Below are 22,292 nucleotides of genomic sequence, written 5' to 3'. Positions count from 1 at the left end.
CGCTCTCTCAAGGAGCGTTGCAGCGCCGGTGGGCTGGTCACAGCCCTCACCGTGCGTCAGGCTTGAGTGGGCATGAACAGGCCCAAAACGGCGCTCACCAGTCTGTTGTCTGCAAAACCGCCTTGGTGAGCCCCATGCCTGCATCTGCCTCCGCTTCCGCGTCTTCCCCCGTTTCCGTGCCACCCATGCTGCTCTCCGGCCTGGAGCCGCTGCGCATTGGCGCGGACAGCCTGTTTGTGAACGTCGGCGAGCGCACCAACGTCACCGGCTCCAAGGCCTTCGCCCGCATGATCCTGAACGGCGAGTACGAGCAGGCCCTGGCCGTGGCGCGGCAGCAGGTGGAAAACGGCGCCCAGATCATCGACGTGAACATGGACGAGGCCATGCTGGACAGCAAGGCCGCCATGGTGAAGTTCTTGAACCTGATCGCCGGCGAGCCCGACATCGCGCGTGTGCCGGTGATGGTGGACAGCTCCAAGTGGGAGGTGATCGAGGCCGGCCTGCGCTGCGTGCAGGGCAAGGGCGTGGTGAACTCCATCAGCATGAAAGAGGGCGTGGACGAGTTCAAGCGCCAGGCGCGGCTGGTCAAGCGCTACGGCGCGGCCGCCGTGGTGATGGCGTTTGACGAAAAGGGCCAGGCCGACACCTACGAGCGCAAGGTCGAGATCTGCGAGCGGGCCTACCGCATCCTGGTGGACGAGGTGGGCTTCCCGCCGGAAGACATCATCTTCGACCCGAACATCTTCGCCATTGCCACCGGCATCGAGGAACACAACAACTACGCGGTCGACTTCATCAACGCCACGCGCTGGATCAAGCAGAACCTGCCGGGCGCCAAGGTGAGCGGCGGCGTGTCCAACGTGTCGTTCAGCTTCCGCGGCAACGACCCGGTGCGCGAAGCCATCCACACCGTGTTCCTGTACCACGCGATCAAGGCCGGCATGGACATGGGCATCGTCAACGCCGGCATGGTGGGCGTGTACGACGAGCTGGAGCCCGATCTGCGCGAGCGGGTGGAAGACGTGGTGCTGAACCGCCGCACGGATGCCGGCGAGCGCCTGGTGGAGGTGGCCGAAAACGCCAAGGGCGCGGCCAAGGACGACAGCAAGAAGAACGAGTGGCGCGCGCTGCCGATCCGCGAACGCCTGAGCCACGCGCTGGTGCGCGGCATGAACGACTTCATCAGCGAAGACACCGAAGAGATGTGGCGCGAGATCGAGGCCGGTGGCGGGCGCCCGCTCAACGTGATCGAAGGCCCGCTCATGGACGGCATGAACGTGGTGGGTGATTTGTTTGGCCAGGGCAAGATGTTCTTGCCGCAGGTGGTCAAAAGCGCGCGCGTGATGAAACAGGCCGTGGCCCACCTGCTGCCCTACATCGAGGCCGAGAAGCTGGCCCAGGTGGCGGCGGGCGAAGACGTGAAGCCCAAGGGCAAGATCGTGATCGCCACGGTGAAGGGCGACGTGCACGACATCGGCAAGAACATCGTCACCGTGGTGCTCCAGTGCAACAACTTCGAGGTGGTGAACATGGGCGTGATGGTGCCCTGCCACGAGATCCTGGCCATGGCCAAGGCCGAGGGCGCCGACATCGTGGGCCTCTCGGGCCTGATCACGCCCAGCCTGGAAGAGATGCAGTACGTGGCCGGCGAGATGGAGAAAGACGCGCATTTCCGCGAGAAGCAGATTCCGCTGCTGATCGGTGGCGCCACCTGCAGCCGCGTGCACACCGCGGTGAAGATCGCGCCGCACTACAGCGGCCCCGTGGTCTATGTGCCCGATGCCTCGCGCAGCGTGGGTGTGGCGCAGGGACTGTTGTCGGACCAGGCGGCGCAGTACATCGCCGAACTCAACGCCGACTACGACAAGGTGCGCACCCAGCACGCCAACAAGAAGCAGGTGCCGCTGTGGCCGCTGGCCAAGGCGCGCGCCAACAAGACCCCCATCGACTGGCGCAACTTCGAACCGAAGAAGCCGCGCTTCATCGGCAAGCGCGTGTTCAAGAACTTCGATCTGAACGAGATCGCGCGCTACATCGACTGGGCGCCGTTTTTCCAGACATGGGACCTGGCCGGCCCCTTCCCCGAGATCCTCAAAGACGAGGTGGTGGGCGAAGAAGCGCGGCGCGTGTTCAGCGACGGCAAGCGCATGCTTCAGCGGCTGATTGAAGGCCGCTGGCTCAGCGCCAGCGCGGTGGTGGGCCTGTACCCGGCCAACAGCGTGGGCGACGACGACATCGAGCTCTACACCGACGAGAGCCGCCGCGAGGTGGCGCTCACCTGGCACGGCCTGCGCCAGCAGACCGAGCGCTTCGAGGTGGACGGCGTGATGCGGCCCAGCCGGTGTCTCGCCGACTTCGTGGCACCCAAGGGCGTGGCCAACGACTACGTGGGCGTGTTCGCCGTCACGGCGGGCCTGGGTGTGGAGAAGAAAGAGAAGCAGTTCATCGACGACCACGACGACTACGCCGCCATCATGCTCAAGGCCCTGGCCGACCGCCTGGCCGAGGGCCTGGCCGAGTGCCTGCACCACCGCGTGCGCACCGACCTCTGGGGCTACGCGGAGGGCGAAGCGCTGAGCAATGAAGATCTCATCAAGGAGAAATACCAGGGCATCCGCCCGGCGCCGGGCTACCCCGCCTGCCCGGACCACTCGGTCAAGCGCCCGATGTTCGACCTGCTGCAGTGCGAAGACATCGGCATGGGCCTGACAGAAAGCCTGGCCATGACGCCGGCCGCCAGCGTGAGCGGCTTCTACCTGGGCCACCCCGAGAGCGCCTATTTCAACGTCGGCAAGATCGGCGACGACCAGGTGGCCGACCTGGCCAAACGCAGCGCCGTGGCCGAGAAAGAGCTCCAGCGCTGGCTGGCGCCGAACCTTTAAGCGGCGAGCAGCGCGCGCCGCTGCTCGCGCAGGAAGGGCCGGTCGATCTGATCGGCCAGCAGCGCGGTCGTTTCAGCGCTCACACCTTGGGCAATGAAGTGGGCGTGCCAGCGGTCCACCACACCGGCGACGCCGCGAGCCTCTTGCAGCGCCTCGCGCGCGCTCAGGCCGTACATCGCCGCCATCGACAGCGCGTTGTCCACGCTGCTGACGGCGCCCTCCTTTCCCACCTGCATCGACTGGTAGCCCAAGGCGTGGCCGGTGGGCAGCACGTCGAACGCCGGTGAAAGGCGCAGCTGCTGGTTGTCTTGCACCAGCAGCACGTGGTTCTTCTCGTGGTCGTCGGTGTTGTCTATCAGGATGTTGAACACGAGCCGACGGAACAGCTCGTGCATGTCTTGCTGCCATTGGCCATGGGCCAACACACCGCGACGTCGCAACAGCTGGGCCAACGCGGGGTAGCCGGGTTCGCCGCCTGCCGCGCGCAAGGCCACGTGGGCCGAGAGCGCGTGCACGCGCTGACCGGGCGCCCGGTCAAAACGCTCGATGGCCAGAGCGGTGCCGCTGGCCAGCGGCACCGGGCGCGTGCTGGCCACGCGGATGCTGGCCAGGGCTGCGAGCGTGAGGCTGGCGTGTTCCAGCAGGCCTTCATCGGAGCCGGATTCGTCGCCGAACTTCAGCACCCAGCTCTGGCCGTCGATCTGCACCAAGGCCTTGGGCCGGGCGCCGCCCATGGTGGCGCCGGGTGCGATGAGGCGTCGCTCGGCTTCATCCACGGGGGCGCCTTGTTGCACTCGGCGCACCAAGGCATGGAGCGCCTGCGCATCGCCCAATGGCGGCAAGGCGGGCGTGGCGTGGGGCAGGTACTGATCGGGCGAGGACGACACACCCAGGCCGCCAAAACGGTCGTCGCCGGTGAAGTACAGCAACTCCAGCAGCGAGAGGCGTGGCGGGCGGTGCAGCAGGCGGATCACGCGCTCGCCCCAGCGGTCGGGCCGAGCGTCGTCCACCGCGCCGGCGGCGTTGTCTTTTTCGTTGGGCAGGTGTTCGCGATCGATCAGCGGCAAGTCTTCGCTGAGCGCGAAACCCTGGCGCAACCAGTCGGACGCGTAACGCAGCGACACGCCGCGCCCGCCCATCACCAGATTCAGTTCACCGACCCGCACCGGCTGCGCAGGCCGGCCGAGGTACCAGAGGTGCAAGGTGTCGACGGGGATGTAGGTCATGGCGCCCCCGGCTTGCGCGCCAGGCGCGCGCTGATGGAGGCCTGCGAACGCACGGCGCGGGTGCGGCGGGCGGCGCGGATGTCGAGCTCCAGGGCCCCGGCGTCCAGCTCGGGCGCGGCCAGATCGCCCAGTGCCTGCGTGCGCCCGACCATCCAGAGCGCGGTGGCCAGGATGCCGGCGCTCACGCCCGGATCGCCCCGCTCCAGCCGCGCCAGCGTGGGCACGGAGACACCGAGCCGCTGCGCCCAGGCCCGCTGCGACTCCTGCCGGCGCACCCGCGCCAGCGCCAGATGTTCACCCAGGCGAACGAGTGCCGCCGCCGCTTCCGGTGGCAGCGCTTGCAAGGAAGGTGAGGCCTTGGGCATCTTTAAAACTGGTCGAAATGCGTATTTCGAGCAAGTTTATGTTGCTTTTCAAGAAAGGGGAACCCGGTCATGTACAAAGGGCTCTGCCAAGTGGCCCCCTTTTTTCTCACACGGACTTTCCATGAACGCCCTCAACAACCTCTTCAACCAACCCCGCTTTGGCGTGATCCTGCTCCGCTGGACCCTGGCTCTCCTCATGATCTTTCACGGCTGGGCCAAGGTCACCGGCGGCGTGGGCGGCATCGAAGGCATGTTGGTGGGCAAGGGGCTGCCGGCCTTCCTCGCCTACGGCGTCTACATCGGGGAGCTGGTCGCGCCGCTGTTCCTGCTCATCGGGCTGTGGGTGGTGCCGGCCGCGCTGGTGATCGCGATCAACATGGCGGTGGCCGTCGCCCTGGCCCACTCGACCCATTTCCTGGACATCACGGCCACCGGCGGCTGGCGCCTGGAGTTGCAGGCGTTTTTCTTCATGACCGCACTGGTGGTGGCGCTGACGCACCGCCTCGGCCCCAACAAGTGAGCCGGGCGGCGCGACTGCGCCGCTCCATCACACGTTCATGATGGTCACAGACCGTGCGTTGAGGTAAGCCTCCATCGCCTCCGGGCCGCCTTCGGAGCCATAGCCCGAGTCCTTGATGCCGCCGAACGGCATTTCGGCCGAGGGCATGGCGGGCATGTTCACCCACAGCATGCCCACCTCCACACGCCGCGCCAGCAGGTCGGCGTTCTTCAGCGAGCGCGTGAAGGCGTAACCGGCCAGGCCGAACGGCAGGCGGTTGGCCTCGGCGATGGCTTCTTCCAGTGTCTTGAAACTGCGCACCGCGGCCATGGGCCCGAAGGGCTCGTCGTTGAACACGCGCGCGTCCAGCGGCACGTCGGTGAGGATGGTGGGCTGCCAGAAGTTGCCCGCCTCGCCGATGCGCTCACCGCCGGTGGCCAGCGTGGCGCCGCGCTCCACCGCGTCTTTCGTGAACTCGGCCATGGCCGTCACGCGGCGTGGGTTGGCCAGCGGCCCCATTTGCGTGCCTTCGGCTGAACCATCGCCCACCGCCAGACCGGCGGCGTGTTTCACCAGCGCGGCCGAGAACTCTTTCGCAATGCTCTCGTGCACCAGAAAGCGCGTGGGCGAAATGCACACCTGCCCGGCGTTGCGGAACTTGGCGCCGCCCGCGGTCTTCACGGCCAGCGCCACGTCGGCGTCTTCCGCCACGATCACCGGGGCGTGCCCGCCCAGTTCCATGGTCACGCGCTTCATGTGCTGACCGGCCATGGCCGCGAGCTGCTTGCCCACCGGGGTGGAACCGGTGAAGGTGATCTTGCGGATGACCGGGTGCGCGATGAGGTAAGTGGAGATCTCCGACGGTGTGCCGTAGACCAGGCCCAGCACGCCGGGTGGCAGGCCGGCGTCGGCAAAGGCGCGCACCAGCTCGGCCGGGGCGGCCGGGGTTTCTTCGGGCGCCTTCACGATCATGGAGCAGCCTGTGGCCAGCGCCGCGGCCAGCTTGCGCACGACCTGGTTGATGGGGAAGTTCCACGGCGTGAACGCGGCCACCGGGCCGACCGGGTCCTTGAGCACCATCTGGCGCATGGCGAGGTTGCCGCGCGAGGGCACGATGCGGCCGTAGACGCGCAGGCCTTCGTCGGCGAACCAGTCGATGATGTCGGCGGCGGCCATGGCCTCGCCCTTGGCCTCGGCCAGCGGCTTGCCCTGCTCTTGCGTGAGCAACGCGGCAATGGCGCCCGCGCGTTCGCGCATCAGCGCAGCGGCGGCGCGCATGACCTTGGCGCGTTCGATGGGCGGCTTGTCGCGCCAGACTTCAAAGCCTTTTTGCGCGGCGTCCAGCGCCAGGTCCAGGTCGGCCTGGCGGGCGTGCGCGACGCGGCCGATCTCCTGGCCGGTGGCTGGGTTGAACACGGCCAGCGTTTCGCCAGCGGCGGCGTCGCGCCATTGGCCGTGGATGAAGAGTTGGGTGTGGGGGTAGCTCATGCGGGTCTCCTGCTGCAAGGGGGAAAGGCGGAGACCATACCAGTTGCTTCGCGGCGCCACCGGGCAAGGTCATGTGGCGTGTTGCCTGTCGCCCGTCAGCCGCCTGTGTTGACCACGCGCCGGTACTGCACCGCTTCGGCGATGTGCGCCACGCCCACCGGTTCGCTGCCCGCGAGGTCGGCGATGGTGCGTGCCACGCGCAGCGCGCGGTGGGTGCCGCGCGCGCTCCAGCCCAGGCGGGCGGCGGCGGTGTGCAGGAACTTGAGCGCCTGGGCGTCGGGTCGCGTGTGTTCATCGAGCGCGCGCCCCGCCAGGGCCTGGTTGGCCGAGCCCTGGCGAGCCTGAGCGCGGTCCCGCGCCGCGATCACCCGTTCGCGCACGCTGGCGCTCGGTTCGCTTGGCTGCTGCGTGAACAGGTTGTCGGGTGGCAAGGCCGGCACTTCGACGTGCAGGTCGATGCGGTCCAGCAGCGGGCCGCTGAGCTTGGCCTGGTAGCGCGACACCTGGTCGGGCGTGCAACGGCAGGCCCGCGTGGGGTGGCCCAGAAAGCCGCAGGGGCAGGGGTTCATGGCGGCCACCAGCTGGAAGCGCGCCGGAAACTCGGTCTGCATGGCCGCGCGCGAAATGCGGATGTGGCCACTCTCCAGCGGTTCGCGCAGGGCCTCCAGGGCAGCTCGGGGGAACTCGGGCAGTTCGTCCAGGAACAGCACGCCGTGGTGCGCGAGCGAAATCTCGCCGGGGCGCGGTGGCGAGCCGCCCCCCACCAGGGCCACCGCGCTCGCGCTGTGGTGCGGGGCGCAGGTGGGTCGCTGGCCCCAGCGCGCCAGATCGAACCGCCCGGCCAGCGAGGCCACCGCCGCCGACTCCAGCGCTTCCAGCGTGCTCATGGGCGGCAACAAACCCGCAAACCGGTGGGCCAGCATGGATTTGCCGGATCCCGGCGGCCCGGCCATCAGGATGCTGTGCCCGCCGGCGGCCGCGATCTCCAGCGCCCGCCGGGCGGCGCTCTGGCCTTTCACGTCCGCCAGATCCGCCAGCGGCGGTGTCGCTCCGATGCGGTGGGCCGTGAGCCGCGCCCAGCCCCCGTCGTCGGGCGGCTCGGCCGTGGCGGCGCTCTCGGGCAGGAAGCGGGCGATCACATCGAGCAGGTGCCGCGCCCGGTACACCCGGGCTTGCGGCACCAGCGCGGCCTCTTCCGCGCTGCCCGGCGGCAGCACGAGCCGGGCGTTGGTGGCGTCGGCGCCGGCGTCGCGGTGCAGCGCCAGGCTCATGGCGAGTGCGCCGCGCACCGGTCGCAGTTCACCGCCCAGGGAGAGTTCGCCGGCGAATTCCCAGTCGGCCAGCCGTGCCGCGCTGATCTGGCCGCTGGCCGCGAGGATGCCCAGTGCGATCGGCAGGTCGAACCTGCCGGAATCCTTGGGCAGGTCGGCCGGGGCCAGGTTGACCGTGATCTTCTTGTTCGACGGAAATTCCAGCCCCGCGTTGGCGATGGCCGAGCGCACCCGCTCGCGGGCTTCCTTGACCTCGGTATCGGCCAGCCCCACCAAGGTGAAGCTGGGCAGGCCGTTGGCCAGATGAACCTCCACCTGCACCGGCCGGGCGTCCAGCCCGAGCAGCGCACGGCTGCGCACCAATGACAGACCCATGGCGATTCACTCCCTGTTTCGGTGCGCAATGCCCGCCATTTCAGAGGAGCGCACGGTTTTGTGGAAAAGCACCTGTTTGGTGCGCACCCTCGGGGTGCGGTGCTGCCGTGCGGGACGAGCGTCTTTCATGGGCGGCTGGCGGAGCATGCCGGTGCGCGTTGGTTCCCGCGCTGGCCACTGTAGTGAGCGTGGAAGCCCGCAACCCCGGGGGGTAGGGAAGCTGCGGGTTGGCATATTCCCTGCTAGGTCTTGTAAGCGATTGATTCGAAGCGTGGTCCGCCACGCCGCAGTCAGCCCACCGCGATTGGTTTGCTTCCGGGCATGCCGAATTCGTTTCCACCTCGGTGTCGGCCATCCGGTCCCATCACCCTCCTGTTCAAGAAGAGGAATAGCAGCATGAAAATGGTTTCAGCCATCATCAAGCCGTTCAAACTGGACGAAGTGCGCGAAGCACTCTCCGGCATGGGCGTGCAAGGCATCACCGTGACCGAAGTCAAGGGCTTCGGCCGCCAGAAGGGCCACACCGAGCTGTACCGCGGCGCGGAATACGTGGTCGACTTCCTGCCCAAGGTCAAGATCGAAGCGGCCGTCTCCGACGACCTCGTTGATCGTGTGATCGAAGCCATCGAAGGTGCGGCACGCACCGGCAAGATCGGCGACGGCAAGATTTTCGTCACCTCGCTCGAACAGGTGGTTCGCATCCGCACCGGCGAGACCGGCAAAGAAGCGCTCTGATCATCGCCACTGAACAAGAAAGATCACAGACATGAAAAAACTGATTGCAACCCTGCTGCTGGGCGCCGGCCTGGCCTTTGCAGGCCTGAGCGCCACCGCGCAGACCACGACCGAAGCGCCGCCAGCGGCTGCTGTTGTTGCGCCTGCCGCAGAAGCTCCCGCCGTCACCGCACCGGCGGCCGAAGCCCCGGCCGCAGCGCCCGCTGCTGCGGCGCCTGCTGAAGCGCCCGCTGCCGCCGAAGCGGCACCAGCGCCCACACCCAACAAGGGCGACACCGCCTGGATGATGGTGTCCACCTTGCTGGTGGTCTTCATGACGATCCCCGGTCTGGCGCTGTTTTACGGTGGCCTGGTGCGCAGCAAGAACATGCTGTCGGTGCTGATGCAGGTGATGGTCGTGTTCTCGTTGATCGTGGTGCTGTGGGTCGTTTACGGCTACAGCCTGGCGTTCACCGAGGGCAACGCCTTCATCGGCAGCTTTGACCGGCTGTTCCTTGCAGGCGTCTGGGACAACACAGCGGGCACTTTCGCCAACGCTGCGACCTTCAGCAAAGGTGTTGTGATCCCCGAGATCGTGTTCGCTGCCTTCCAGGCCACGTTCGCCGGCATCACCTGCGCGCTGATCGTCGGTGCGTTTGCCGAGCGCATGAAGTTCTCCGCCGTGCTGCTGTTCAGCGCCCTGTGGTTCACCTTCAGCTACACCCCGGTGGCGCACATGGTCTGGTACTGGATGGGTCCTGACGCCTACACCGGCGCCGACGTGGTGGATTCGATGAACAGCAAGGCCGGCTACATCTGGCAGATGGGCGCCCTGGATTTCGCAGGCGGCACCGTGGTGCACATCAACGCGGCTGTGGCCGGTCTGGTGGGCGCCTTCATGGTGGGCAAGCGCATTGGCTACGGCAAGGAATCCATGGCCCCTCACAGCCTGACGCTGACCATGGTCGGTGCGGCCATGCTGTGGGTGGGCTGGTTCGGTTTCAACGCCGGCTCGGCGCTGGAAGCCAACGGCTTCGCCGCCCTGGCCTTCATCAACACGCTGGCCGCCACCGCTGCTGCGGTGCTGGCATGGTGCGTGGGTGAAGCCCTGGGCAAAGGCAAGGCCTCCATGCTGGGTGCCGCGTCGGGCGCCGTGGCCGGTCTGGTCGCCATCACCCCCGCAGCCGGCAACGTCGGCGTGGGTGGCGCACTGATCATCGGTTTGATCGCCGGTTTCGCCTGCCTCTGGGGTGTCAATGGCCTCAAGAAGCTGCTGGGCGCGGACGACTCGCTGGACGTGTTCGGTGTGCACGGCGTGGGCGGCATCGTCGGCGCGCTGCTGACCGGCGTGTTCAACTCGCCCAACCTGGGTGGCCCAAGCCTGGTGGCCGACTGGACGACCGTGGCCATGGTGGCACCCGAGGCCTACAACATCGCCGGCCAGGTGTGGACGCAAGCCAAGGCCGTGCTGATCACCGTCGTGTGGTCCGGCGTGGTTTCCTTCATCGCCTTCAAGGTGGTGGACTTGACGGTGGGTCTGCGCGTGACCGAGGAGCAGGAACGCGAAGGTCTGGACATCTCCTCACACGGCGAAACGGCCTACAACCGCTGAGCCCTGCAGGTCTCGCCGCGCGGTGCGGTCCCTTTTTCACCAAAGGCCCCCACCGCGCAGTTGCTGAGCATCTCCTGTGGAAGTTGAACCCGCGTGGCCATCCGGCCCGCGGGTTTTTTTGTGCCCGGTGAGTTCTTTATAGTTACTGCGCTTTCAACACAGCAACCTGGAGGAACCCATGACCCACGCTTCTTTGAACCACACCCTGATGGCTTTGTGTGCGGCCTTTGCACTGAGCGCCCACGCCGCCGAGCCGAACAAATCCGGCACGCCACGCAAACCCACCTCGGTGACGTTTCACAAGGCCCCGTCGGAAGAGAGCCCGGCAGCGCGGGAAAAGCGCCTCAAGCGCGAATGCAAAGGTCGGGTGAATGCAGGCATGTGCCTGGGTTACGCCAACTGAGCCGGTTCGTTTGCAGCCCACCGTGCAAAAAAATCAAAGTCTGGCGAAGCCCCGGCGACTACCATCGTCCGGATGCAAGCCAGCACCCTCGAACTCCCCGACCACCTGATCGATCAGATCCGGCAAGCCAGCACCGACCGCCAGCCCCTGCGCATCGTCGGCGGCAACACCAAGTCCTTTCTCGGCGCGCCCACCCCGGGCGCCGAACTCTCCACCGCCGACTGGTCGGGCATCGTGAGCTACGAGCCCACCGAACTGGTCGTCACCGTGCGCTCGGGCACGCCGCTGGCCGAGGTGGAGGCGCTGCTGGCCGGGCAAGGCCAGTGTTTCCCGTTTGAACCGCCGCGCTTCGGCGCCAGCGGCACCGTCGGTGGCATGGTGGCCGCGGGGCTGGCCGGTCCGGCGCGGGCCACGGCCGGCTCGGTGCGCGACTACGTGCTCGGTGCGCGCTTCGTCAACGGCCGCGGCGAGCTGCTGACCTTCGGTGGGCAGGTCATGAAAAACGTGGCGGGCTACGACGTCAGCCGCGTGTTGGCCGGGTCCATGGGCACGCTCGGCTTGATCAGCGAGGTCAGCCTCAAGGTGCTGCCGGTGGCGCTGGCCGAGGCCACCTTGGTGTTTTCGCTCGGCCAGCACGACGCACTGGAGCAACTGCACCGCTGGGGCGGCCAGCCGCTGCCGATCAATGCTTCTTGCTGGGTGAAAGATGACTCGCAGACCGGTGCGCCCGAGCTGCTGTTCGTGCGCCTGCGTGGCGCGGTCGCGGCGGTGGAAGCGGCCTGCGAACGCATGGCGCGCGAGGCCCACGGCACCCGCATGGACAACGCACAGGCCGGCCCCGACTGGGACGCTTGCCGCGACCAGCGCCTGCCGTTCTTCAGCGCACCGTCGCCGGATCTGTGCCTGTGGCGCCTGTCGGTGCCGCAGACCGCGCCGGTGCTCACGGTGCCCTACGCGCAGTTCATCGAATGGCAGGGCGCGCAGCGCTGGTTGTGGGCGCCTGCGTCGGCGGCTGCCGAGCTGCGAGCGGCGGCCACGGCGGCCCATGGCCACGCCACGCTGTTTCGCGCGGGAGCGGATGGCGCACCCGGCGTGCCCCGTTTCCAGAGCCAGAGCGCCGCGCTGCAAAGCATTCAGGCCCGAATGCTCGAATCCTTCGATCCCGCCGGCGTCTTCAATCCAGGTCGCATGGCCTGATTCACATGCAAACCCAACTCTCCCCCGAATACCAGGCGCGCGCCGACGGCCGCGCGGCCGAGGCCATCCTGCGCAAGTGCGTGCACTGCGGCTTCTGCACCGCCACCTGCCCGACCTACCAGCTGCTCGGCGACGAGCTCGACGGCCCGCGCGGGCGCATCTACCTGATCAAGCAGGTGCTCGAAGGCGCCGAGCCCACGCGCAAGACGCAGCTGCACCTGGACCGGTGCCTCACCTGCCGCAACTGCGAAACCACCTGTCCCAGTGGCGTGGACTACGGTCACCTTATCGACATCGGTCGCCAGCTGGTGGACGAAAAGGTGGCGCGCCCGGCGACTGAGAAATCCGTGCGCTGGCTGCTCAAGGAAGGCCTGCCTTCGCCACTGTTCGGCCCGGCCATGAAGCTGGGCCAGATGGTGCGCCCGCTGCTGCCGGCGGCGTTGAAAGCCAAGGTGCCGGCACCCCGCAGCGCAGGCCGCTTGCCCACGCGCACCCACGCGCGGCGCGTGCTGCTGCTCGCGGGCTGCGTGCAACCAGCCATGATGCCCAGCATCCACAGCGCCACGGTGCGCGTGCTCGATGCTGCCGGCATCCAGGGCGTGCTGGCGCCGGCCGCGGGTTGCTGCGGGGCAGTGAAGTTCCACCTCAACGACCAAGCCGGTGGCGCGGCCCAGATGCGCGCCAACATCGACGCCTGGTGGCCGCTGGTGAGCGGGCCGGACGCGGTCGAAGCCATCGTGATGAACGCCTCGGGCTGCGGCGTGACGGTGAAGGAATACGGCCACATCTTGAAAGACGACCCGGCCTATGCGGCCAAGGCGGCGCGCATCAGCGAACTCACGCAAGACCTCAGTGAGCTGCTGCCCGCGCTGGTGCCCGCGCTGCGCCCCTTGCTGAAACAGCGGCCCGACGCATCGCGCGTGATCGCCTTCCACCCACCCTGCACCCTGCAACACGGCCAGAAGCTCAAGGGCGGCGTGGAACAGCACCTGGCCGCGCTCGGCTTCACGGTGCAGGTGGCGAAGAACGAAGCGCACCTGTGCTGCGGCTCGGCCGGCACCTACTCGGTGCTCAACCCGGAGATCGCCTACGAGCTGCGCGACCGCAAGCTCGGCCACCTGGGTGAACTGCAGCCCAGCGTGATCACCAGCGCCAACATCGGCTGCATCACCCACCTGCAAAGCGGCACCGACACACCGGTGCGGCATTGGGTGGAAGTGCTGGACGACGCGCTGTCCACCTGAGCCACCGACCCCCGTGATCCCAGCGCTCGCCACCCTGCTCGTGTTTCAACTGCTGGGCGAGGCGCTGGTTCTGATGACCGGTGTGCCCATGCCGGGCCCGGTGGTGGGCTTGGCCTTGCTGCTCTTCACATTGGTGTTGCGGCCTTCGGTGCTCGGGGCCATCAAGCCCACCGCACAGACGCTGTTGCAGCACCTCTCGCTGCTGTTTGTGCCGGCCGGCGTGGGCGTCATGCTGCACCTGCAGCGCCTGGGCAACGAAGCCCTGGCCATCGGCGTGGCGCTGGTGGTGAGCACCCTGGTGGGGCTGGCGAGCGCGGCGCTCACCATGGCCTGGCTGATGAAGCGGACCCATCGATGACCGCTGCGCTGCCCCTGCCCGGCGCGCTGGCCGACATCTGGGTCTACCTCTCGGCCACGCCGCTGCTGGGCCTCACGCTCACGCTGCTGGTGTACCACGGCGCCTTTTTGCTCTACCAGCGCAGCGGCTTCAACCCGCTGGCCAACCCGGTGGCGATTGCCATCGCGGTGCTGGCCACGCTGCTCTGGGCCACGGGCACACCGTACGCCACCTACTTCGAGGGTGCGCAGTTCGTGCACTTCCTGCTCGGGCCGGCCACGGTGGCCTTGTCCATCCCGCTGTTCGAACAGCTCGCGCGGCTCAAGCGCCTGTGGCTGCCCATCGTGGGCGCGCTGGTGGTGGGCACGCTGGCGGCCACCGTCACGGCCATCGGCGTGGGCTGGGCACTGGGCGCTTCCAGGGCCACGTTGGCGTCGCTCGCGCCCAAGTCGGTCACCAGCCCGGTGGCCATGGGCATCGCCGAAAAGATCGGTGGTATCCCCTCGCTCACCGCGGTGCTGGTGGCGGCCACCGGCATCATCGGCGCGGCCAGCGCGCGGTTCTTGTTCGACGCCTTGCGCATCAAGGATCCGATCGTGCGCGGCTTTGCGCTGGGCACGGCCGCGCACGGCATCGGCACGGCGCGGGCGTTTCAGGTGAGTGAGGAGATGGGCGCCTTCGCTGGCCTGGCCATGGGCCTGTCGGCGCTGTTCAGCGCGGTGGCCTTGCCGCTGGTGGCGGGCCTGCTGCTGAAATGGGTGTGAGGCTTGCCCCCGCGCTCCGCCGCTGCGCCGACTAGTTCAGCGCGGCCTCGATGTCGGCGGCCAGCTTCTCCGGCGCATCCTGAGGCGCATAGCGCTTGATCACCCGCCCGTCCTGGCCCACCAGGAACTTGGTGAAGTTCCACTTGATCGCCTTGCTGCCCAGCAAGCCGGGCGCCTCGGCCGTGAGCCACTGGTACAGCGGGTGGGCGTCGGTTCCATTGACGTGGATCTTCTCCATCATGGGAAAGCTCACGCCGTAGTTGCGCTGGCAAAAGCTGGCGATCTCGTCGTTGGTGCCGGGGTCCTGGCTGCCGAACTGGTTGCACGGGAATCCCAGCACCACCAGACCGCGCGCTCCATAGGTCTTGTGCAACTTTTCCAGCCCGCCGAACTGCGGCGTGAACCCGCAGGCGCTGGCCGTGTTGACGATCAGCATGGGCCGTCCCTTGAACTGGGCAAGCGGCACAGGTTTGCCATCGATGGACAAGGCTTCAAAGTCGTGAATGCTGGACATGGGCGGCTCCGTTGGGCAAAGGTGGGTCAGAAGTCAAAGCGCGATCCGTGCGCAAAGGCGCGCTGAAGGTGTCGCATTTCATACGACACCCGGTCACGTGACAGCGTATGCCGTTGCAAAAAAGGCATACTCATCAAGGGTATTCCGGCGTCAACCCAAAAAATTCAGCGAGCGGGACAAATCGATGGTGGCAGCAAATTCGGTGGCAGCGTATTCGGTGGCGCTGGTGGGCTTCACGCAAGCCGAGTCGGCCACCTTCGAATCCTTTTTTCGCATGGCTGCGCGACGACCGCCCAGCTACCTCGTGCAGGACGAGGTGATGGATGCCCAAATCCTCATCGTCAACGCCGACAACACCCAGGCGCTCCATCTGGTTCGTGATGCCGAACTGCCTGGCAAGATCCTGCTGGTGGGCCAGTCCGACGGCGGCACCGGCTGGCCGATCCAGCTCAAGCCGGTCAAGCTGGTGTCGGTGCTCAACACACTGGATGTGATCGTCGGCGTGCGCCCCTCGCCCGCCGCCGAAAAGCGCGTGCTTGCCAACAGTTTCATGGCCACCCAGCCCTACGAGAGTTCGCAGTTGCAGGGGCTGGACGCGAGCATGCGCCTGGCCAGCGGCCGGCACACCGTGCCCGACCACGCGCCCGCGGTGGCTTCCCGAGCCGGCGCCGACCGCGCTTTCTCCGCCACGCTGCCACCCGAAGAAGGCCCTCGCCCCATGGCGCCGGCCGTGAACCGCCGACGCCGCACCGGCGACACCGAATTCCCGCCCACCCGCCCGATGCTGCGCGAGGAGCTCCGGTCCTTGTTGCCACCGGTGCCGGTGCCGACGTCGCGCCCAGCCGCTACCCACCGCGCGGGCACCATGCGCCTGACCGACTTCGGCGGGCTGGACGACCTGCCATCGCCACCCGCGCCACGCGCCACCCGCGCCCCGCGATCGCGCATCAGCGCCGACAAGAGCGCGGTGCCCGAGACCGCGCGCGGCGACATGTTGCTGGTGGCTGAGAGCCTGGTGGAGGGGCGCATCCTGCTCAAGCGCTTCAAGCGCTACGGTCTGACGGTGGACTGGTCGCGAGAAGCCGCGCAGGCCTTGGTGATGCTCAAGGCCAACCCCTACCGGCTGGTGGTGATCGACCGGCTCAAAGGCGAGCCCGATGCCAACCAGATCTGCCGCTCGGCCAAACAGGCCAAGGGCCCCAAGGGTGCGCCGGTGGTGATCATGTTCGCGCCCACCGCCGGCAGCATGGACCGCATGAAAGCGGGTCTCGCCGGCAGCGACGCCTACCTGTCGCGCTCGGTGAGTGAGGGTGATCTGTACAAGGTGCTGGCACAACACCGGCTGGTCAGCCTGGACGGCTTCGCCCCGACCAACGTGGGGTTCTAGCCGTGCAGATCGTCGCGGCGCGCAATTTCTAGCAGCCGCTCCAGTTCGTGCGGGTGCACGCGCTGGTTGTGGCGGTGCCACAGTGCGATCACGGCCATGAACCCGGCCACCAGCACACCAAACGCGGTGATGGCCGCAAACGCCGACCAGCCCCAGGCGGTGGAGGAAGCATAGAGCGCCCCCAGGACCAGGATGCAGGCTTGCTCGTTGAAGTTTTGAACCGCAATCGACCGGCCCGCGCCCATGAGGTTGTGTCCGCGGTGCTGCAGCAGCGCGTTCATCGGCACCACGAGGAATCCACCCAGACCGCCGAGCAGCACCAGGAACGGCGCGGCGACCCAGACGTTGTCGATGAAATTCATCAGGATCACCAGCACGCCCATGGCGATGCCCAGCGGCATCACGCGCGTGGCCTGGTCCAGCCGCATGCGCAAGGAGGCCACCACCGCGCCCACCGCGGTGCCCAGGGCGACCACGCCCACCAGCGCCGACGCCTGCGTGGTGCTGTAGCCCAGCGCCGCGCCGGCCCAAGCCAGCACGATGTAACGCAGGTTGCCCGACACGCCCCAGAACAAGGTGGTGGTGGCCAGCGAGATCTGGCCCAGCCGGTCGCGCCACAGGCGGCTGTTGCAGCGCCAGAAATCGGGCAGCAGCGCCCAGGGGTTGGCGGGCATGGGGCGGGGGGTCACGCCGGTGAGCGGGATGCGGGTGTTGAACCACGCGGCCAGCATGTAGACGAACATCAGCGCGGCCACCGCGGCCTGCGCGGGGTGGTGGATGCCGGTGTGCAGACCGGGAATGTCCATCGCCAGCAAATGGGCCGAGACCCACGGGCTCACCAGCTGGCCACCCAGCAACACACCCAGGATGATGGAGGCGATGGTCAGGCCCTCGATCCAGCCGTTGGCCTTGACCAGTTGCGACGGCGGCAGCAGCTCGGTGAGGATGCCGTACTTGGCCGGCGAGTAGGCCGCCGCGCCCAGGCCCACCAGCGTGTAGGCCAGCAGCGGGTGCACGCCGGTGAGCATGAGCAGGCAGCCCACCACCTTGATGGCGTTGCTGATGAACATGACCTGGCCTTTGGGTCTCGCGTCCGCAAACGCCCCCACAAAGGGCGCGAGCACCACGTAGAACAAAGCAAACAGGGGCACGAGGGCGGCGCTTTGCCACTCGGGAGAGCCGCGTGTGCGCAGCAATTCGATCGCTGCCACGAACAGCGCGTTGTCCGCCAGCGAACTGAAGAACTGCGCCGTCATGATGGTGTAGAAGCCGCGCTTCATGGCGATGATTTTGAGCGCCGAAGGGCCTCAGCGCAGGGTGGCTGAGCGGGTCGCAGCGGCTTTTTTATGCGACAGTTGACGGGGGTCTCCAGGGGATGCGGGGTTATAGCACGCGGCCCTTGAAAGACCCTGAATTCACGGGCGTTGACCCCGGTTGCAACGCCTTTCGATGACGGACCTCACGCCCGCTCGCCCATGCCCCGCCCGATACTCGCCACCGTTCACCCCGAAGCCCTGCGCCACAACCTGCAACGCGCCCGCGAATGCGCCCCCGACGCGAGGGTGTGGGCGGTGGTCAAGGCCAACGCCTACGGCCACGGTATCGAGCGCTGCTTTGAAGGCCTGCGCGCCGCCGACGGTTTTGCGCTGCTCGATCTGGCCGAGGCCGAACGCATCCGGGCACTGGACTGGCGTGGCCCCATCCTGCTGCTGGAAGGCGTGTTCGAGCCGCGCGACCTGGAGCTGTGCTCGCGCCTGCACCTGTGGCACACGGTGCACTGCACCGAGCAGATCGACTGGCTGGCCGCGCACAAGACGCTGGTGCCGCACCGCGTGTTCCTGAAGCTCAACAGCGGCATGAACCGCCTGGGTTTCACCCCCAACGCCTTTCGCAGCGCCTGGACGCGGCTCAACGCGCTGCCGCAGGTGGACGAGATCTCGCTCATGACGCACTTCAGCGACGCCGACGGCCCCCGCGGCATTGCGCACCAGGTGGCGGCTTTCGAAGCCGCCACCGCCGACCTGCCGGGCGAGCGCACGCTGTGCAACAGCGCGGCCTTGCTGAGGAATCCCGGCGATGCGCTGCGCGGCGAAGGCGTGACGACGCTCGCTGCCGACTGGGTGCGCGAAGGCATTGCGCTGTACGGCAGCGCGCCCGACTTTCCCGCGCACTCGGCCGCCGACTGGCAGTTGCAACCGGCCATGACCTTGTCGAGCCGCATCATCGGTGTGCAAAGCCTGCAGCCCGGCGACACCGTGGGCTACGGCTCGGCCTTCACGGCCGACCAAGCCATGCGCATCGGCGTGGTGGCTTGCGGCTATGCAGACGGTTACCCGCGCCATGCGCCCAATGGCACGCCGGTGCTGGTGGATGGCGTGCGCACGCGGGTGGTGGGGCGGGTCAGCATGGACATGGTGACGGTCGATCTCTCGGGCCTCGATGCCGCCGGCATCGGATCGGAAGTGGTGCTCTGGGGGCGCTCAGCGGCTGGCGCCGTGTTGCCGGTGGATGAGGTCGCCGCGGCGGCGGGCACGATCGGGTATGAGCTGATGTGTGCCGTGGCGCAACGCGTTCCGTTCGCTGCGCCCTGAGGTTCAAGGACGCGCAGGCGAGCAGGCCACAAACCCGTACCGCTCGCAAAACGGACTCCCCAACACCGGGAGCCACGCCGGCACGTTGTGGAATTCCCGCGCCACTTCCGCCAGCACCCCGTCGCGGTACGCTTGAAACCGGAACCCCACCCCGTCCACCGCGAAGAACGGCACACCTTCCACTTCGAAGCGCTTGACGCTCACGCGCTCGAAGTACGGCGCGAACTCGGCGGGCACGGGTTCGTCGTACAGGAAGACGCGAATCGCCTGGCCGTCGTACGAACGGAAATCCACGATCTGGTCGTCCTGCCGCGCATGGTGGCGGCCCACGCCGAACACCGGCACGTAGGCGCCGTGGTGAAACGCCAGCATGCCCGCCGGGTTGTAGGTGCGCGCCATCAACGTGGCACCCGGCGGCAGGTCCTGGCGCAGCGCGGCCACCACCGCAGGCGTCTCGCGCAGGAACACCGCACGGTCGTGAATCTTGAAGGGCTGCCACCAGGCCAGCGGCGCCCAGGCGATGGCCGCGACCACCAGCAGGTGCGGCACCGAGAGCGCCACCGTCCAGTTCAACGCACTGCGCAGCGGCCGTGCCTCCAGCCGCATCCCCGCCCACACCACGAACAGCGGCACGAAGCCCAGCACCCAGTGCAGGCCGATGGTGCGGCGCGTGCTCAGCAGCGCGAACACCACGATGGGGAACAGCCACAGCACCGCGAGCGTGGTGCGGGTGGTGACCGAGGTGCCCGCGATCGGGCGGGCCACCGCGCTGCGCCAGAGCAACCAGGGCGTGAGCAGGTAGACCGCCATGGCCACGTAGGTGGTGAAGGTCTTGATCGACCACGCCGAGCCTTCGTTGCGGTTGAACACGTTGAACATCACGTTGGTCCAGCCGTGGGTGGCGTTGAAGGCCACGTTGAGAGCGATCGAGGGCAGGGCCAGCGCGAAGATGAGGAAGGGCGCCCACCAGCGCCCCCGCCGCCAGCCGAAGCAGTGCGCGGCGTAGGCAAAACCCAGCAGCGCCGCGAAGTATTTGGAGAGGAAGGCCAGGCCGAGGAACAAACCCGCCAAGGCGTACCAGGGCGCGCTGCGCGTGGTGCTGGTGTCGGCCCGCAGGTAGGCCCAGGCCGAGAGCGCCATGAAGAAGATCAAGGGCGTGTCGGTGGTCACCAGCACGAACAGCCAGCTCCAGGGCATGGCCAGGTAGACGGCGCCGGCGAGCCAGGCGCTGGACTCTTGTTCGTCGGGCAGCCACCGGCGCAGCGCATCGACGATGCCCAGCGCGATCACGCTGGTGACGATGAGCGTGAAGCTGCGCAGCACCAGCGGGTGTTCGCTGACCTGGCGCAGCACCGCGAGCAGCCAGCCCACCATGGGCGGGTGGTCGGAATAGCCCCAGGCCGGGAACACGCCCCACTGGTAGAAAAAGGCCTCGTCGCCGGTGAACGGGAAGCCCGCGGCGATGACGATCTTCAGGACCAGGGTGAGGGCAAAGGTCGTCCAGAAGATCTGGCGCGACGTGTGCGCGGAAAATTCGGAGGCGCGCATCGGTGGGCTTTCAAGCGTCCATGGCGAGCAGCGACACACCCACCACGATCAGCGTGCAGCCCGCCACCCGCAGCCACGAGAACGGCTCGCCCAGCCACAGCACGCCCAGGGCCATGGTCACCACAAAACCCAGGCTCACCAGCGGGTAGGCCAGGCTCACGTCCAGCCGCGAGAGCACCCACAGCCACAGCACGGCACTCGCGCCATAGAGCACCAGGCCCAGCCACACCATGGGGCTGGTGAGCGCGTGCAGGTAGGTCGCGCCCACGTCGGCGCCGGTGGGCGCGCCCATGCCGCGCTTCATCGCGATTTGCGCGGCCGATGACAGCAGCACACAGAAGACGGCCAGGCCGATGGCGATGGATTTCATGGGTGCGTCAGAGTCCGATGGTGGCCGTGAGACCGATGCCCCCCATGGCCAGCAGCGTCATCCAGCTGAAGGGGTCTCTCAATGCGAACTGCAGCGGATCCTCACCGTGCAGCTCGCGCCGCCCGGTCTTGAGCCAGATGCGCATGATCCACAGCAGCAGCACGGGCGCCGCGGCCCACAGCCACTCGGGGTTGGCGTAGAGCATCTCGCTGTTCTGGCTGTCGATGTACAGGGCGAGCACCATCACCGCCAGAAAGCCACTGGCCATGCCCATGGCGCGCAGCGACGACAGGTCGCGCGGCTGGTAGCCACGGCCCGGGGCCAGTGTGGTGCGGTCGTCGTCGAGCTCTTCGAGTTCGGCGCAGCGTTTGACCAGCGCCAGGCTCAGGAACAGGAAGATCGAAATGGCGGCCAGCCAGTTGGACAGCGCCACTTGCGCTGCCACCGCGCCGGCGCCAATGCGCAAGGTGTACAGGCCCGAGAGCACCAGCACGTCGATCAGTGCCAGGCGTTTGAGCACCAGCGAGTAGGCCAGCGTGGTCACGGTGTAGACCAGCAGCATGGCGGCGAACCCCGGCGACACGGCCCAGGCCAGCGCGAAGGCCAGCACCAGCATGGCGCTGCCCAGCACCACCGCCAGCGGGATGCTGATGGTGGCGGCGGCCAGCGGCCGGTGGCGCTTGAGGCGGTGCGCGCGGTCGTTGGGCAGGTCCAGCAGATCGTTGAACAGGTAGGTGGCCGAGGCGCACAGGCCGAAGGCCACAAACGCCAACACCACCAGGCCCCAGAGGTGGGGGTCGAGCCGGTGCGAAGCGAGCAGCGGAATGAACAGCAGCGCGTTTTTGGACCACTGCTTGAGGCGGATGGCGCGCAGCACGGTTTTCAGGCGCAGCGGTTCGCGCTCGAACACTCGCGCCTGCGGATGCACCTTCTGCAGCGCACTGACGACGCTGGCCGGCGCATTCACCGCCACCGCTTGCGTGCTGCCCTGCCACACGGCGATGTCGTCTGAGCTGTTGCCCGCGTAAGCCCAGCTGCTGTGGCCGCGTGCCTGCGCGTGCGCGGCGATCGCGTCGCGCTTGTTGCCCCGGCTGAGGTTCACGCCGTCGGCGCGGGCGTTGGTGCCCAGCGTGTCGTCGAACAGCTTGAGGTGTGCGGCCACCTCGCGCACGATGCGCGCGTCGGCAGCACTGGCCAGCACCAGGCTGCGGCCGCGCGCGTGTTCTTCGCGCAGGTATTGCACGAAACGCTCGTGGTACGGCAGGCGGGCCGGGTCGGGGCGCACGGCGTTGGCGAGTTTGAGCTTGAAGCCGGCCTTGCCCAGCAGCAACCACGCAAAGAGGCGCAACAGGTTCAGCGGGTTGCGCCGGATGAACAGCATCACCGACTCGTACAGCGTGTCGCTGGGCGTGAGCGTGCCGTCCAGGTCCACGTACAGCGGGCATGTCTCGGCGGGGCGGGCAGCGGTGGTGGCGGCAGGCGTCAAACGGTGGGTCCGGTGGGTG

The 22,292-nt window shown here is 67.8% G+C and carries 20 protein-coding genes and 1 riboswitch; of the genes, 11 read left to right on the top strand and 9 right to left on the bottom strand.

Going from position 1 to position 22,292, the window contains the following annotated elements; translation table 11 throughout:
- The first annotated feature begins 3 nt into the window (after positions 1 to 3).
- Positions 4 to 103: riboswitch (S-adenosyl-L-homocysteine riboswitch) on the top strand.
- A 31-nt stretch (positions 104 to 134) separates the two neighbouring features.
- Entirely contained in the window at positions 135 to 2,882 is a 2,748-nt protein-coding gene (metH, locus tag Q1W68_RS14805) for a methionine synthase (RefSeq protein WP_300717010.1), read from the top strand.
- Here metH and Q1W68_RS14800 read toward each other — a convergent pair.
- Complete coding sequence (locus Q1W68_RS14800) at positions 2,879 to 4,108, bottom strand: type II toxin-antitoxin system HipA family toxin (protein ID WP_300649109.1); 1,230 nt, start codon at positions 4,106 to 4,108, stop codon at positions 2,879 to 2,881. The genes metH and Q1W68_RS14800 overlap by 4 nt on opposite strands.
- Positions 4,105 to 4,473: a helix-turn-helix transcriptional regulator gene (locus Q1W68_RS14795; protein WP_300649108.1), complete on the bottom strand. Its 369-nt coding sequence runs from the start codon at positions 4,471 to 4,473 to the stop codon at positions 4,105 to 4,107. The genes Q1W68_RS14800 and Q1W68_RS14795 overlap by 4 nt, the downstream gene beginning before the upstream one ends.
- 121 nt (positions 4,474 to 4,594) lie before the next feature.
- On the opposite strand from Q1W68_RS14795, the gene Q1W68_RS14790 reads away from it, so the two are divergent.
- Positions 4,595 to 4,993, top strand: coding sequence for a DoxX family protein (locus Q1W68_RS14790; protein WP_300649107.1), 399 nt, complete (start codon positions 4,595 to 4,597; stop codon positions 4,991 to 4,993).
- Between the two features lie 27 nt (positions 4,994 to 5,020).
- On the opposite strand, the gene Q1W68_RS14785 is transcribed toward Q1W68_RS14790, so the two are convergent.
- Together Q1W68_RS14785 and Q1W68_RS14780 are read right to left on the bottom strand one after the other, a co-directional pair.
- Complete coding sequence (locus tag Q1W68_RS14785) at positions 5,021 to 6,460, bottom strand: NAD-dependent succinate-semialdehyde dehydrogenase (protein ID WP_300649106.1); 1,440 nt, start codon at positions 6,458 to 6,460, stop codon at positions 5,021 to 5,023.
- Between the two features lie 95 nt (positions 6,461 to 6,555).
- Complete coding sequence (locus Q1W68_RS14780) at positions 6,556 to 8,106, bottom strand: YifB family Mg chelatase-like AAA ATPase (RefSeq protein ID WP_300649105.1); 1,551 nt, start codon at positions 8,104 to 8,106, stop codon at positions 6,556 to 6,558.
- Positions 8,107 to 8,502: 396 nt separating this feature from the next.
- On the opposite strand from Q1W68_RS14780, the gene glnK reads away from it, so the two are divergent.
- The 7 genes from glnK (at position 8,503) to Q1W68_RS14745 (ending at position 14,377) form a co-directional block, all read left to right on the top strand.
- On the top strand, positions 8,503 to 8,841 hold the full coding sequence (glnK, locus tag Q1W68_RS14775; RefSeq protein WP_056264790.1) for a P-II family nitrogen regulator: 339 nt from the start codon (positions 8,503 to 8,505) through the stop codon (positions 8,839 to 8,841).
- A gap of 31 nt (positions 8,842 to 8,872) precedes the next feature.
- Positions 8,873 to 10,432, top strand: a complete 1,560-nt coding sequence (gene amt / locus Q1W68_RS14770) for an ammonium transporter (protein ID WP_300649104.1) — start codon at positions 8,873 to 8,875, stop codon at positions 10,430 to 10,432.
- Positions 10,433 to 10,610: 178 nt separating this feature from the next.
- On the top strand, positions 10,611 to 10,835 hold the full coding sequence (locus Q1W68_RS14765) for a hypothetical protein (protein WP_300649103.1): 225 nt from the start codon (positions 10,611 to 10,613) through the stop codon (positions 10,833 to 10,835).
- A 72-nt stretch (positions 10,836 to 10,907) separates the two neighbouring features.
- Positions 10,908 to 12,032: a glycolate oxidase subunit GlcE gene (gene glcE / locus Q1W68_RS14760; protein ID WP_300717009.1), complete on the top strand. Its 1,125-nt coding sequence runs from the start codon at positions 10,908 to 10,910 to the stop codon at positions 12,030 to 12,032.
- A 5-nt stretch (positions 12,033 to 12,037) separates the two neighbouring features.
- On the top strand, positions 12,038 to 13,276 hold the full coding sequence (gene glcF / locus Q1W68_RS14755) for a glycolate oxidase subunit GlcF (protein WP_300717008.1): 1,239 nt from the start codon (positions 12,038 to 12,040) through the stop codon (positions 13,274 to 13,276).
- A 13-nt stretch (positions 13,277 to 13,289) separates the two neighbouring features.
- On the top strand, positions 13,290 to 13,634 hold the full coding sequence (locus Q1W68_RS14750) for a CidA/LrgA family protein (RefSeq protein WP_300649100.1): 345 nt from the start codon (positions 13,290 to 13,292) through the stop codon (positions 13,632 to 13,634).
- Positions 13,631 to 14,377, top strand: a complete 747-nt coding sequence (locus Q1W68_RS14745; RefSeq protein ID WP_300717007.1) for an LrgB family protein — start codon at positions 13,631 to 13,633, stop codon at positions 14,375 to 14,377. The genes Q1W68_RS14750 and Q1W68_RS14745 overlap by 4 nt, the downstream gene beginning before the upstream one ends.
- Before the next feature lie 31 nt (positions 14,378 to 14,408).
- On the opposite strand, the gene Q1W68_RS14740 is transcribed toward Q1W68_RS14745, so the two are convergent.
- Positions 14,409 to 14,891 carry a glutathione peroxidase gene (locus tag Q1W68_RS14740; RefSeq protein WP_300649098.1) on the bottom strand — a complete coding sequence of 161 codons (483 nt, stop codon included), beginning with the start codon at positions 14,889 to 14,891 and terminating at the stop codon, positions 14,409 to 14,411.
- 187 nt (positions 14,892 to 15,078) lie between these two features.
- Between Q1W68_RS14740 and Q1W68_RS14735 the strand changes: the two genes are divergently transcribed.
- The gene (locus tag Q1W68_RS14735; RefSeq protein ID WP_300717006.1) at positions 15,079 to 16,278 is read left to right on the top strand and encodes a hypothetical protein; all 1,200 of its coding nucleotides are present in this window, start codon (positions 15,079 to 15,081) and stop codon (positions 16,276 to 16,278) included.
- Here Q1W68_RS14735 and lplT read toward each other — a convergent pair.
- Entirely contained in the window at positions 16,275 to 17,558 is a 1,284-nt protein-coding gene (gene lplT / locus Q1W68_RS14730; RefSeq protein ID WP_300717005.1) for a lysophospholipid transporter LplT, read from the bottom strand. The genes Q1W68_RS14735 and lplT overlap by 4 nt on opposite strands.
- A 195-nt stretch (positions 17,559 to 17,753) precedes the next feature.
- Here lplT and alr point away from each other — a divergent pair, with 195 nt between their 5' ends.
- Positions 17,754 to 18,869, top strand: a complete 1,116-nt coding sequence (gene alr, locus Q1W68_RS14725) for an alanine racemase (RefSeq protein ID WP_300717004.1) — start codon at positions 17,754 to 17,756, stop codon at positions 18,867 to 18,869.
- Between the two features lie 3 nt (positions 18,870 to 18,872).
- Here the strand turns inward: alr and Q1W68_RS14720 are convergent, their stop codons facing one another.
- The 3 genes from Q1W68_RS14720 to Q1W68_RS14710 are packed head-to-tail and all read right to left on the bottom strand — an operon-like array spanning position 18,873 to position 22,273.
- The gene (locus tag Q1W68_RS14720; protein ID WP_300649094.1) at positions 18,873 to 20,417 is read right to left on the bottom strand and encodes a glycosyltransferase family 39 protein; all 1,545 of its coding nucleotides are present in this window, start codon (positions 20,415 to 20,417) and stop codon (positions 18,873 to 18,875) included.
- 10 nt (positions 20,418 to 20,427) lie between these two features.
- Positions 20,428 to 20,787, bottom strand: coding sequence for an SMR family transporter (locus Q1W68_RS14715; RefSeq protein ID WP_300649093.1), 360 nt, complete (start codon positions 20,785 to 20,787; stop codon positions 20,428 to 20,430).
- A gap of 7 nt (positions 20,788 to 20,794) precedes the next feature.
- Entirely contained in the window at positions 20,795 to 22,273 is a 1,479-nt protein-coding gene (locus tag Q1W68_RS14710; protein WP_300717003.1) for a UbiA family prenyltransferase, read from the bottom strand.
- Positions 22,274 to 22,292: the final 19 nt, after the last annotated feature.

Origin of the sequence: Hydrogenophaga sp. (assembly GCF_030158645.1) — a bacterium.
Lineage (GTDB): Bacteria > Pseudomonadota > Gammaproteobacteria > Burkholderiales > Burkholderiaceae_C > Hydrogenophaga.
Note: the sequence above shows the minus strand (reverse complement) of the source record. Positions and strands in the feature narration are given on the sequence as shown.